Origin of the sequence: Dietzia kunjamensis (assembly GCF_045689975.1) — a bacterium.
In the GTDB taxonomy this organism is placed as follows: domain Bacteria; phylum Actinomycetota; class Actinomycetes; order Mycobacteriales; family Mycobacteriaceae; genus Dietzia; species Dietzia kunjamensis.
Genome location: NZ_CP143297.1, coordinates 2,890,985 through 2,903,390, shown reverse-complemented (window position 1 = coordinate 2,903,390; position 12,406 = coordinate 2,890,985). Strand labels below are relative to the sequence as shown.

11 protein-coding genes are annotated in these 12,406 nt (G+C 71.8%); 7 read left to right on the top strand and 4 right to left on the bottom strand.

The features are described from left to right. Nucleotides 1–43: 43 nt before the first annotated feature. Nucleotides 44–637 carry a hypothetical protein gene (locus VZF99_RS13610; RefSeq protein WP_407335067.1) on the bottom strand — a complete coding sequence of 198 codons (594 nt, stop codon included), beginning with the start codon at nt 635–637 and terminating at the stop codon, nt 44–46. Nucleotides 638–851: 214 nt separating this feature from the next. On the opposite strand from VZF99_RS13610, the gene VZF99_RS13605 reads away from it, so the two are divergent. Further along, nucleotides 852–2,198, top strand: coding sequence for a PQQ-binding-like beta-propeller repeat protein (locus VZF99_RS13605; RefSeq protein WP_407336137.1), 1,347 nt, complete (start codon nt 852–854; stop codon nt 2,196–2,198). Between the two features lie 41 nt (nt 2,199–2,239). On the opposite strand, the gene VZF99_RS13600 is transcribed toward VZF99_RS13605, so the two are convergent. Together VZF99_RS13600 and VZF99_RS13595 are read right to left on the bottom strand one after the other, a co-directional pair. Continuing rightward, entirely contained in the window at nt 2,240–3,958 is a 1,719-nt protein-coding gene (locus tag VZF99_RS13600) for an alkaline phosphatase D family protein (protein WP_407336136.1), read from the bottom strand. A gap of 112 nt (nt 3,959–4,070) precedes the next feature. Continuing rightward, nucleotides 4,071–5,495, bottom strand: coding sequence for an NAD(P)-binding domain-containing protein (locus tag VZF99_RS13595; RefSeq protein ID WP_407335066.1), 1,425 nt, complete (start codon nt 5,493–5,495; stop codon nt 4,071–4,073). 249 nt (nt 5,496–5,744) lie between these two features. On the opposite strand from VZF99_RS13595, the gene VZF99_RS13590 reads away from it, so the two are divergent. Beyond that, on the top strand, nt 5,745–6,161 hold the full coding sequence (locus tag VZF99_RS13590) for a DUF3151 domain-containing protein (protein ID WP_067719394.1): 417 nt from the start codon (nt 5,745–5,747) through the stop codon (nt 6,159–6,161). Further along, a complete protein-coding gene (locus VZF99_RS13585) occupies nt 6,118–7,407 on the top strand; it encodes an aromatic acid exporter family protein (RefSeq protein WP_120286416.1) in 1,290 nt (429 codons plus the stop codon). Before VZF99_RS13590 ends, VZF99_RS13585 begins: the two co-directional genes overlap by 44 nt. Here the strand turns inward: VZF99_RS13585 and VZF99_RS13580 are convergent. Then, complete coding sequence (locus VZF99_RS13580) at nt 7,352–8,008, bottom strand: hypothetical protein (RefSeq protein ID WP_407335065.1); 657 nt, start codon at nt 8,006–8,008, stop codon at nt 7,352–7,354. The two genes, VZF99_RS13585 and VZF99_RS13580, sit on opposite strands and share 56 nt — an antisense overlap. Before the next feature lie 56 nt (nt 8,009–8,064). On the opposite strand from VZF99_RS13580, the gene VZF99_RS13575 reads away from it, so the two are divergent. The 4 genes from VZF99_RS13575 (at nt 8,065) to VZF99_RS13560 (ending at nt 12,239) form a co-directional block, all read left to right on the top strand. Beyond that, a complete protein-coding gene (locus VZF99_RS13575) occupies nt 8,065–8,976 on the top strand; it encodes a LamB/YcsF family protein (protein ID WP_407335064.1) in 912 nt (303 codons plus the stop codon). Then, nucleotides 8,973–9,914 (top strand): 5-oxoprolinase subunit B family protein, encoded by a 942-nt coding sequence (locus tag VZF99_RS13570; RefSeq protein WP_407335063.1) that lies wholly within the window; start codon nt 8,973–8,975, stop codon nt 9,912–9,914. The genes VZF99_RS13575 and VZF99_RS13570 overlap by 4 nt, the downstream gene beginning before the upstream one ends. A gap of 16 nt (nt 9,915–9,930) precedes the next feature. Then, nucleotides 9,931–10,845: a biotin-dependent carboxyltransferase family protein gene (locus tag VZF99_RS13565; protein ID WP_407335062.1), complete on the top strand. Its 915-nt coding sequence runs from the start codon at nt 9,931–9,933 to the stop codon at nt 10,843–10,845. Between the two features lie 107 nt (nt 10,846–10,952). Further along, complete coding sequence (locus VZF99_RS13560; protein WP_407335061.1) at nt 10,953–12,239, top strand: adenylosuccinate synthase; 1,287 nt, start codon at nt 10,953–10,955, stop codon at nt 12,237–12,239. Nucleotides 12,240–12,406: the final 167 nt, after the last annotated feature.

The following is a 12,406-nucleotide window of genomic DNA, read 5'->3' as shown; positions in this document are numbered from 1 at the left end:
CCGCCTGACCGTTGGCGGCCCGCTTCGCCCTCGACGGGTCGGGTCAGCCCGGCTGCTGGTCCTGCGGGACCGCGCCCATCCCGACTCCGGGCTGGCACATCTTCCAGGCGCCGTCCTCGTCGCGCATGTGAATCTGCTCCGGGCCCGTCCCGTCGGACGCCGACTCCACGGTCGCGGTCGCCTCGGCGCCGTTGTCACTGATCTCGACCCCGAGCACCTCGAGATCCTGGGGGAACGAACCCGCGATCGATTCGCGGAACATCGAGTCGAGGTCCGAGCCCGTCGCCTCGCTCGACGCGGTGATGGTGTCGACGAGCTCCTGCGGCACGCGGTTCTCCGCGCACATGTGCCCGTTGAACTCGGCGAACGACCCCGCCGAACTCATGCTCTCCAGCGTCTGCTCGACGTCCCGCTCGGCCCGAGCGGACGACGACAGCGGGCCCGCGAGGAAAAGCCACGCGAGCGCGGCGATCACGAGGAGTGCCACGACCACGGCCGCCGCGACGGCCACGCCGCCCCGCCAGCCGCGACCGCCTTGCCGGCCGCTGTCCGGACGTGCCCCACCCTCCGGGCCCCCGCCCGGCTGTCCCGCGGGGTTCGGATCCCCGGCGGCCGGCTGCTGGCTCGTCGTCGTCATCTACTACTCCCGGTGCGCGTCGCCGGCCCCGGACGGGCCGCGTCGACCCGCCACCGTAGCGGACCGACCTGTGATTCCGGGGCTTCAGGGGCGCCGACCGCACCGACGCGGACTCCGCTCCCGCCAGGCCACGGGCATTACACATGAGATAGCCAGTTAGCCTTCAGGTACGCCCAGGCTCCGTCTCAGCTCTGTCCGTGTCCTCACCGGCGGCCTGACCGTCTCGGCGCTCCTGCTGTCCGGCATCGGCCCGGCCCACGCCGACCCCGGCGACTGGAGCCAGTACCGCGCGACCCCCACCAACAACACCCACGTCGTCACCGGTGGAGCCCAGATCTTCTCCGGCACCATCCCCACCGCGAACGAGGTGCGGGCGACCCCGGTGGTGGCCGACGGCAAGGTGTTCGTCGGCAGTCACGGCTCCGGGGAGCTGCAGGCGTTCGACCTGGCGACGGGCGAATTGTTGTGGCAGGCGCAGGCGCCGAACTGGGTGCATTCGGAGATGATCCATTCCGACGGGCGGCTGTTCGTGGGATTCGGCAACCGCTTCTTCCAGGACGGGCCGGGTGGCTACCGCGGCACCGGGGAGTCCGGCGTCCTGGGTCTGGACCCGGACACCGGTGAGATCCTGTGGCGCCACGACACCGCCGGCGAGGTCATGCCGACACCCGCCGTGACGGGCGGAGCGGTCTGGGCGGTCACCGGGGACCGTCGCCTGAACAACCTCGACCCGGCGACCGGTGAGGCGCTCGAGGTGGTGGAGACCGGCCACGTGGTGAGCATGTCCTCGCCGTCGGTACAGGGCGGAGTGCTGTACTTCGGCGGCGGCGCGCCCCGGCCGTACACGTTCTTCGCCTACGACACCGCGGCCGGCGAGTTCGCCTGGCAGCGGGAGTTCCCCGAGTTCACCCACGGCCTCGACGACGTCCCGCCGGCCGTCCACGAGGGGATCGTCGTCACCACGGCCAACCGCGCCCTGCTGCCCGGGATCGCCGGCGCGCGCGAGGAGCACACGATCATCGCGATGGACCAGCAGTCCGGCGAGGTGGTGTGGCGGGACGTGATCGGCGTCGGGCCCGCCCCGACCAACAACCGGTCCGGTGCGCCGACCATCCACGACGGCACCGTCTTCGTGGGCAGTCCCACCACGGGCGCCGCCTACGCGTATGACCTGCACTCCGGCGAGCGACTGTGGCGTAACCCTGTCGGCGCGATCAAGGGTGCCCCGGTGATCCACGCGAGTGGTGCCTACTTCTCGACCACCGCCGGGAACGTGTACCGCCTCGACGTCCGCACCGGCGCGATCACCGGCGTCCTCGAGCTGGAGGGGCCGTTGGCCCCGGCCGGGCCGATCATCGTCGACGGCACCCTGGTGGTCCCCAGTCAGAGCCGGAACGTCTACTTCGTCCCGCTCGAGGAGTTCCCCGACTCCCGCGCCACGGGCGGCGCGACCGCGAGCATCGGCGACCCGGCGTCACCGTGGGGGAGCGCCGCGGGGTCCGCGGCGTCCGCGGCGGGATCGCTCGGCACGGACGCGGGATCGCTCGACCCCGCGTACTGACGGGCGCCGTCGCCGGTGCCGGGCCCACCCGACCTGCCGGGTCAGGGGAGCGGGCCCGCGGGCTCCAGGCGGTCGGTGCCGTGCCGGGTCCGCCAGCTCGCCATCGGGTAGGCGCCACTGTTCGGGTCCTCGCGGGCCACGAGCGCCCAGTAGTCGGCGTGGGCGTAGTCGCTGGTGAACTCGACCACCGTGAAGCCGTGGCGGTCGAGATCGGCCCAGCGGACGTGCCGGTTCGCGGCGGTCAGCGCGCCCTGGGCGGCCTGCGAGAGCGGGTTGCCCTCGGGTAGTCCGCCCACCATGTCGTTGATGTTGTTGCTCGTGATGGACGGGGTGACGAACTCGACCGCCCCGGTGCCGGCCCCGGGGTAGTCCGCCGGGTCGAACGGCACCTCGTTGGCCCAGGACGTGTGGATGTCGCCGGTGAGGAAGACGTGGTTGCGGTTGCCGGTGGCGCGGATGACTTCGAACAGGCGGCGGCGCTCACCGGCGTACCCGTCCCACTGGTCCGAGTTGTAGGTGATGCCCTCCCGCGGGGCCCCCAGGAGTTCGGTAAGCGCGCCGGTCGTGCGCGCGTCCAACGGCGGGATGAGCACGGGCGAGACCATGACCGAGTTGCCGATGACGTTCCAGCGGGCGGTCGACGACCGCAGCCCGCGGGCCAGCCAGTCGAACTGCTCGGCGCCGGTCATCGTGTTGGTCTGGTCGATCGCCAGGCCGTTGAACCGATCGGGGCTCTCGGAACGGTACGAGCGCAGGTCCAGCATGCTGATCTCGGTCAACGACCCCCAGCGCAGGCGCCGGTAGAGGTGCCCGCCGTCGCGCAGCGACTCCGGCCGGACCGGCATCCACTCGAAGTACGCCTGCGAGGACGCGGCCTTGCGGTCTGAGAACGGGCCCTCGTGCGGCTGGTGGTTCTCGGCACCGTGCTCCCACGAGTCGTTGGCCAGCTCGTGGTCGTCCCACGTGCAGATCCAGGGGACGTGCGCGTGCAGGGACTGCAGGTCGGGATCGGTGTGGTACTGCGCAAGCCGGATCCGATAGTCGGCCAGGGTGACGATCTCGTGCGGTGGTTCGTGCGGGCGTATCGCCCCGATGGCGGCGGTGTACTCGCCGCGGCCGTACTCGTAGATGTAGTCACCGAGTTCGATGATCGCGTCCAGGTCCCCGCGCGCCTCGAGGTGGCGGTAACCGGAGAAGAAGCCGGCCTCCCAGTTGGAACACGACACCACGCCGACGCGCCAGCGGCCGGTGGCGGGCATGGCGCCGTCGGCGGGCGCGGTACGGGTGCGCCCGGTCCGCGAGACCTGACCGAGCGCGCGGAAGCGGTAGTGGTACCAGCGGTCCGGCGCAAGTCCGGTGCAGTCGAGCTTGACCGTGTGGTCGCGGCCGGCGTCGGTGACGACGGAGCCAGTGCGGACGAGGGAGGTGAACCCCGGGTCGGTGGCGACCTCCCAGGCGACGACGACGGGGTCACCGATCCCCGAACCGGGGCTCGCCTGCGGGGTGGGCGTCACCCGCGTCCACAGGATGACGCGGTCCGCCATGGGGTCGCCCGAGGCGACGCCGTGCCGGAAGACGGCTCCGGCCGGGGCCCCGCCACCTCCTGTGCCCCCGGCAGCCGCGGCCCCGGCGACGGCGGTGCGTCCGGCCAGGGCACCGGTCCCGACGGCGGCACCGGCCAGCGCTCCGGCCCGGAGGAGGGAGCGCCTGCCGATGCCACCGGTGGGATGGGAATCGGCGATGCGGGCGGTTCCGGCGATGTGGGCCGACCCGGGAGACTCGGGCGAGGGGGCGGGAGACGCGGTCACGCGTTCAAGTCTGTCCCCTCGGGTGACGTCCGGGAGCGGATTCGCCCCAGACGTCACCGACGGTTCACTCGCCGGCGACCTGCGCGTCCTGTCCCGGCGTGGTGTCGGCGCCCACCACGAGCTCCTCGATCTCGGTCTTCTCCGGCGTCGAGAGGTACCGCTCGCGCGAATCGTCCAGCTCCTGGAGCCACGGGGTGTGGTGGACGGTCGCCATGGTGCCGGTGAGGACGGAGCGGTACGGCTTGTCCCGGTAGGTCAGGATGTTCTTCTTCTTCTTGTCCTTCTTCCAGGCGAGGAAGATCTCGACCACCTCGTCGAGGTCGAACATCGGGTAGTCCGTGGCCTCGATGAGGTCGCGGACGTAGTCGGCCTGGAAGCGCACGTCGTCGGCGTCCCCGTCCAACTCCTGGAAGCGGTTCCGCCAGGCCCGCATGTGGGCGACCCTATCCTCGGCGGACGGCAACTTGGCCCGGCCCAGGATGAGGTCGCGGACGTACCAGGCCTGGGCGTCGAACATGTTGAAGGTGAACCACTGGTCCTGGGCGCCCAGGTAGTAGACCTTGGGGTTCTTCTGCCACACGACGCCGCGGTACAGCCCCGCGGGGTAGATGTTGTTGGGCGACTGCAGGGCCAGGTCCGCCGGCAGGAACGGGTACTTGTGGAGGTAGCCGGTGCACAGGATCACGGCGTCGAACTCGCGGGTCTGGCCGCCGGTGAAGTGGACGGTCTCGCCGTCGAACCGCTGGACCAGCGGCAGTTCCTCCATCCCGTCCGGCCAGTCGTAGCCCATGGGGGCGGTGCGGTAGGAGATCGTCACCGACCGGGCGCCCATCTTGAAGGCCTGCACGCCGATGTCCTCGGCGGAGTAGGAGGCGCCGATCAGCAGAACGCGCTTGTCCGCCAGCTTCTCGGCCCCGCGGAAGTCGTGGGCGTGGCGGATCGACCCGGGGAACGTCCCGATGCCCTTGAAGTCCGGGAGGTTGGGGTAGGAGAAGTGGCCGGTGGACACGATGATGCGGTCGAACTCCGACGAGGTCGTCTTGCCGGACCTGAGGTTCTCCACGGTGACGGTGAAGGTGTCCAGATCGCGGTCGTAGTCCACCCAACGGACGGCCGTGGAGAACTGCACCTTGTCCTTGACGTCGGACCCCTGGACCCGGCCGTCGATGTAGTCCCACAGGACCTCACGCGGCGGATACGACGAGATGGGCCTGCCGAAGTGCTCGTCAAACGTGTACTCGGCGAACTCGAGCGCCTCCTTGGGGCCGTTCGACCACAGGTTGCGGTACATGGAGGAGTGGACCGGCTCGCCGTACTTGTCGGTGCCCGACCGCCAGTTGTAGTTCCACTGGCCGCCCCAGTCGTCCTGCTTCTCGTAGGCCACGATCTCGGGGATCTTGGCCCCGGATCGCTGGGCCGATTCGAACGCCCTCAGGGCGGCCATTCCGCTCGGCCCGGCTCCGATGATCGCAATACGCTGTCTAGACACGCTTTTCCTTCCGGCCCACGTTCGACCAGTTCGTTCGCTCCGACTGGTGCCGGTGGAAGCTCGTCCGACGCGGGGACTGGAGGAGTCCGCGTAACGGGGCCTCGACACCGGGACCACGATCGCTCCGAAGGGGCGTGAAACCACTGCCCGCGACGAGCGCACGGCGCCCCGTCCGGGGCGCCGCATGCCCCCGACCTTAGCAAATGGGGGCGGGAGAGGCGATGCGGCGGATTAGTGGACAATGGGGGCATGACCCAGTTCGGAGATCTCCTCGGCCCCCCGCCCACCCGTCTCACCGGTGACCCGGAGGCGGAGGCCGCCGTCGCCGCGGGGGAGGATCCCCGCACCGTGGCGGCCTCCCACCCCACCGCCTCGATCGCGTGGGCCGAGCTCGCGGAGCGCGCACTCGACTCCGGCGAGGTGATCAGCGCCTACGCCTTCGCCCGCACCGGGTATCACCGCGGACTGGACCAGCTGCGGCGCCACGGCTGGAAGGGCTTCGGGCCGGTGCCGTACGACCACGAACCCAACCGCGGCTTCCTCCGTTGCGTCGCCGCGCTGGCCCGCGCCGCGCAGTCGATCGGTGAGGAGGACGAGTACATCCGTTGTCTGGACCTGGTCAATGAGTCAGACCCGCACGCCGCCGCGTCTCTCGGCCTGGCGTGACCGACTGGACGCCCGCGCGCTGGGCGTCTACGCCGCGCTGCCGGGCCCGCTGAGGGCGCGCGCCCGGCGACTCGGTTACGCGTTCCTGCCGATCCTGCAGTGCGGTCTCGCCGCGGGACTGGCCTGGTTCCTCGCGCACGACGTGCTGCACCACTCGGCGCCCTTCTTCGCGCCCATCGCGGCCGCCATCGCCCTGGGCACCGGTATGGGGCGTCGCGTCCGGAGGGGTGTCGAGTTGGTGCTCGGCGTCATCGTCGGCGTCGGGTTCGGTGACCTGCTGATCCGGGAGATCGGCTCCGGGGCGTGGCAGATCGCGCTGGTGGTGATCCTGGCGATGTCTGCGGCGGTGTTCGTCGACCGCGGGGCGATCACAGGCACCCAGGCGGCCTCGTCGGCGATCCTCGTGGCCACGATCCTGCCGCCGGGCAGCGCGGGCGGCTACGAGCGGATGCTCGATGCTGCCGTGGGCGGGGTGGTGGCGCTGGCCGCGATGGCACTCATGCCCGTCCATCCCCTGCGCCGCGCCCGCCGAGAGGCGGCATCGCTGCTGGGCGTGGCGTCGTCGGTGCTCGCCGAGGTCGCGGACGGGTTGGAACGGCGCGACTCGGAGCTCATCCGCTCCGCCCTGCAGGACGCCCGTGACACCCAGCCGGCCGTCGATGAGATCTCCGAGCAGCTCGCGGGGGCGCGGGAACTGGTGCGGATCTCCCCGTTCTACCGGCGGCGGCGTCCGGAGGAGATCGTCCTCACGGCGATGCTCAACCCGTTGGACAACGGCATCCGCAACATCCGTGTCCTCGCGCGCCGGGCGATCGTGGCGGCGGACGATCAGGTGGACGTACCGCCCGCGCTGAGTTCGTTGATCGCGGCGCTGGCCGGGGCTCTGGAGGTGCTCACCCGGCGGGTGGCCGCGGACTCCGACGCGCCCACGGACGCCGAGGTCCACCGCGAGCTGCGGGCGGTCGCGTCGCGCGCCAAGCGGGAGCTGATCACGGGGTCGGGCCTGACCGAGACCGTCATGCTGGCCCAGCTGCGCTCGATCCTGGTGGACATGATGCAGGTCGCGGGGCTGAGCAAGATCTCGGCCCTCGCCACGCTTCCGCCGACCGTCCGCAATCCCGCCGTCGAGCCGGAACTGACGGAGGAGTGGCCGGACGCGCCGGACCGACCGGCGTCGGTGATGCCGCCGCTCAGGGCGACACGAGCCTCCATGGCTCGGTATGACGATAGAAAGTCGTCCTCTTGATGGCCCGCCGACCGGTGAGTCCGTCCCGGGTGAGCAGGCCGGCCTCGGTGCCCAGTTGCACCGCCCGGGCCGCCACCCACTGACGCCGACGCAACCTGCGGGGCCGGGCGGCGGTGGCCCGGACGCCGGGCAGTTCGGGTGTGGGTCGGACGGTGAGGGTGTCCGTCTCGCCGGAGAAGACCACAGTGTCGTCGGCGTAGGCCTCGCCCACGAGTCGGTCGCCCTCAGGGCCGCGTACGAGGGCCTCGCCGACGAGGGCGGTCCCGGTCTCGTCGCGGACGAGCGGCACCTCACGCGACGTGCCGCGGATGCCGAGCTTGGCCGCCTCCGATCCTGTCGGCAGCCCGTAGGCGCGGGTGGCGGGGGTGGGCTCGTCGGCGACGTAGGCGATCTCCGCGTCGAGATTCTCGGTCCGCAGCAGGCGGGTGAGTACCGCGGCCAACGCGGCGTCGGTGCCGCAGAGGACCAGTCGACGCCCCGGGTCCACCTCGGCCAACGCACGGTTGACCTCGTCCTTGGTCGGCACCTCGCTGACCTGGATGCGGGGGCGCTCACCGAGAACCGTCGGGACCGGGGCCGAGCCGCAGCGGATGACGATCATGACCTCCATCATGACCGCAGCTGATGGCGGGGGCGAACCTGGGGCAGGATGGAAGCGTGGTTGGACAGGCGCGCAGGATCGATCTGAACTGCGACCTCGGCGAGGCCCGCCGGGGGACGCCGCGGTGGCCCGCGTCACTCGCACCCGGCGCCGGGCCGGATCCCGACGACGCCGCACTGTTGTACGTGGTGACATCCGCCAACGTCGCGTGCGGCTTCCACGCCGGCAACCGGCCCACCATGATCGCCACGGCCGTCGCCGCCGCCGACCGCGGGGTCGCCCTGGGGGCACACCCCTCGTACCGGGACGGTGCCAACTTCGGGCGTATCGAGCACGACCTCGACCGCGAGGAGGTCGCCCGGCTCGTGGAGTTCCAGCTCGTCGAGCTCGACATGGCCGCGCGACGGCATGGGACGCGGGTGCGGTACCTCAAGCCACACGGCGCGCTCTACAACCGTATCGTCCGCGATCCGGAGCAGGCCGCGGGTGTCGTGGACGCCGTGGTGCGGTACGCCGAACTCGCCTCGGAGGAGCCGTTGCCGATCCTCGGCCTGCCGGGTGCTGTGGTGCTGTCCCACGCCGCGGCCGTCGGCGTTCCCACGGTGACGGAGGCGTTCGCCGACCGCGGGTACCGGCCCGACGGCACGCTCGTGCCCCGCGGCGAGCCGGGCGCGGTGATCACCGATGTCGACGAGGTCGCCGAGCGCGTCGTGGCCATGGCGACGGGGGAGTCGATCGACACCGCCGAGGGAGCGCGGGTCGTGGTGGCCGCCGCCTCGGTGTGTGTGCACGGGGACACCCCCGGCGCCGTCGACCTGGCGCGACGCGTGCGCGCGTCGCTCGAGGAGGCCGGGGTGGAGGTGGCGCCGTTCGCCGCGCCTTACGTCCGACCGCGCGGCTCGGTGGGGGACGGGTCCGGGCGTGATGCGGTGGGGGACGGGCCGGCGGGGGAGCCCGGGTCCGGATGACGACGACGAGGATCCGCCGCTGCGGGGAGGCCGCGCTGTTGCTCGACTGTGCCGATCTGGCCGAGGCGGTCTCAATGGCCGCGAGGATCGAGCAGTGGCGACCGGACGCTCTCGACGTGGTGGCGGCGGCCCGCACGGTTCTGGTGACCGTGCGCGAGGCCGCTGCGTTGCCCGAGCTGCGGCGGCGGCTCGAGGCGCTCCTCACCGACCCCGCTGATCAGCCCGTCGCTCCGCCATCCTCCGGCAATCTGCCCGCCTCAAAACGGCCCGCCTCAAATCTGCCCTCCCGAGATCGGCTATCCGGATTCCGGATCGGCGCTTCTGATCCGAATAGCGGATCCGTAGGGGGAGTAGCGGATGTCGGGGATGCGGGCGCGAATGCGGGCGGGGATGCGAGCTCGGGAGCAGGTGCGGAAGGCGGGGTGGCAGGGGTGACGATCGACGTCCGCTACGACGGGCCCGACCTTGCCGCGGTCGCCGACCTCGCCGGGATGTCCACCGAAGCGCTGGTCCGCACGCACTCCTCGATCACGTGGCGGGCCGCGTTCGGCGGGTTCGCGCCGGGCTTCTTCTACCTCGTCGACGCGCGGGAGCTGGACGCGGGCGGGGCGGATGCGGGCAGGGCGGATGCGGGCGGGGCGGGTGTGACCGAGGCGGCCGGGGGGCCGTCGATGGAGTCCGCCCTGCCTGCGGTGCCGCGGCTGGACTCGCCGCGCGCGCGGGTCCCGGCCGGAGCGGTCGGCCTGGCGGACCGTTTCTGCGCCGTCTACCCCGGGGCCTCGCCCGGCGGGTGGCAGCTGCTCGGCACCACCGACGCCCGGCTGTGGGACCTCGACCGGCCCGACCCCGCCCTGCTCGCCCCCGGGATGACCGTCCGGTTCCGCGAGTTGGGCGGGCGATCCGGGGACGACCGCGGGCGCTCGGGCGAGTCCCGATGAGCCCGGACGCGCCCCGATGAGTCTGCTCGTACTGCGGGCCGGACCGTCCGCGCTCGTGCAGGACCTCGGCCGCCCCGGTCACGCCTCGCTCGGGGTGACCGCGTCCGGGGCCGCCGATCGCGCCGCCGCGGCCACCGCCCTGCGGGCCGTCGGCACCGACCCGGCGGCCGCCGTGCTCGAGGTGCTGCTCGGCGGGCTGACGGTCAGGACGGATGAGCCCGCGATCGTGGCGATCACGGGAGCGGAGGCCCTCGTCGTCGTCGTCACCTCCGACGGTTCCCGCCGCACCGTCGCCACCGGCGAGGTCCTCCGACTGGACGCCGGGTCGACGCTGGAGATCGGCCGCCCCGTCGCCGGGGTACGCAGCTACGTGGGCGTGCGCGGGGGGATCGACGTGCCGGCGGTGCTGGGCAGTCGATCGCGCGACACCCTGGCAGGGCTGGGTCCACCGCCCGTCGTGGCCGGCGACGTGCTGGACGTCGGCGACGCCGTGGTGGGGCCGTGGGCAGACGGCTGGCAGGTCTCCGTCGGCCGGGGTGTGGTCGGCGGGGGCGCGGTCACCGGCGCCAGGGAATCCGTGGAGCTGGACGTCATCCCCGGGCCGCGCGACGACCTGTTCCCGCCCGCCGCGTGGGACGTGCTCGCCGCGACCGGGCACGTCAGCGGGCACGCCGACAGGGTGGGCGTCCGCATCGACCCCGCACGGCCCGTCCCGCGCCTCGACGCGCGCGAGATCCCCAGCGAGGGCATGGTGCGCGGCGCGGTGCAGATCCCCGCCGACGGCTCCCCCGTGGTCTTCGGCCCCGACCACCCCGTCACCGGCGGCTACCCGGTGATCGGCGTGCTCACCGCCCGCTCGGCGGACAGGATCTCGCAGCTCCTGCCCGGAACGCCCGTGCGACTGCGCAGGCTTTGGGGGGTTGGCGACTAGGGTGAGAGCGCGGATGCGACTATTCTGGAGCGCTGGTGTGCGCGGAATCACGACGATGTGTCCGTCCCTCACCGTGTAGACGACTCTTTTCGAGGTGAAAGCGAACCATGCCAGCGATCGTTCTGATCGGCGCCCAGTGGGGCGACGAGGGCAAGGGTAAGGCCACCGACATCCTGGGCGGCCGCGTCGAGTACGTGGTCAAGCCCAACGGCGGGAACAACGCGGGCCACACCGTAGTGGTGGGCGGCGAGAAGTACGAGCTCAAGCTCCTTCCCGCCGGCATCCTGTCGCCCACGGCCACCCCGGTCATCGGCAACGGCGTGGTGGTCAACCTCGAGGCGCTGTTCGAGGAGATCGACGGCCTCGAGGCCCGCGGCGCCGACACCTCCCGGCTGCGCATCTCGGCCGACGCCCACCTCGTGGCCCCGTACCACCAGGCGCTGGACAAGGTCACCGAGCGGTTCCTGGGCAAGAAGGCCATCGGCACCACCGGCCGCGGCATCGGCCCCACCTACGCGGACAAGGTCTCGCGGGTGGGCATCCGCGTGCAGGACATCTTCGACGAATCGATCCTGCGCCAGAAGATCGAGGGCTCACTGCACCTCAAGAACCAGATCCTGGTGAAGATCTACAACCGTCGAGCGGTCGAGGTCGACGAGATGGTCGAGTACTTCCTCGGCTACGCCGACCGGCTGCGGCCCATGGTCTGCGACGCCACCCTGATGCTCAACCAGGCGCTGGACCGCGGCGAATCCGTCCTCATGGAGGGCGGGCAGGCCACCATGCTCGACGTCGACCACGGCACCTACCCGTTCGTCACCTCGTCCAACCCCACCGCCGGCGGGGCCTGCGTGGGCGCGGGCGTCGGCCCCACCCGGATCACGCACTCGCTGGGCATCGTCAAGGCGTACACCACCCGCGTGGGCGCCGGGCCGTTCCCCACGGAACTGTTCGACAAGTGGGGCGAGTACCTGCAGGTCACCGGCGGTGAGGTGGGCGTCAACACCGGCCGCACCCGCCGCTGTGGCTGGTACGACGCCGTGATCGCCCGCTACGCCGCGCGCGTCAACGGGTTCACCGACTACTTCCTCACCAAGCTCGACGTGCTCACCGGCATCGGCGAGATCCCGATCTGCGTGGCCTACGACGTCGACGGCGTGCGGCACGACGAGATGCCCATGACGCAGACCGACTTCCACCACGCCACGCCGATCTACGAGACCATGCCCGGCTGGGACGAGGACATCACCGGGGCGCGCGAATTCAGCGACCTGCCGCTCGCCGCCCGCGACTACGTGCTGCGGCTCGAGGAGCTCGCCGGTTGCCACATGTCGTACATCGGCGTGGGCCCGGGGCGCGACCAGAACGTGGTGCGGCGAGACATCCTGGGGTAGGCCGGGCACCGGTCCGCTCAGGCCGACCGCGTCCCCCGATCGCCCGCGCTGGGGCAGGTGAGGCTCATGTGGCTAGTGGGGGCGGACTTGGTGTGAACGTACGACACATGTCGTCAGAACGGGTGACAACGCGCCCCGGATCGCCGGGGTGAGATGGGAGGCGAGCG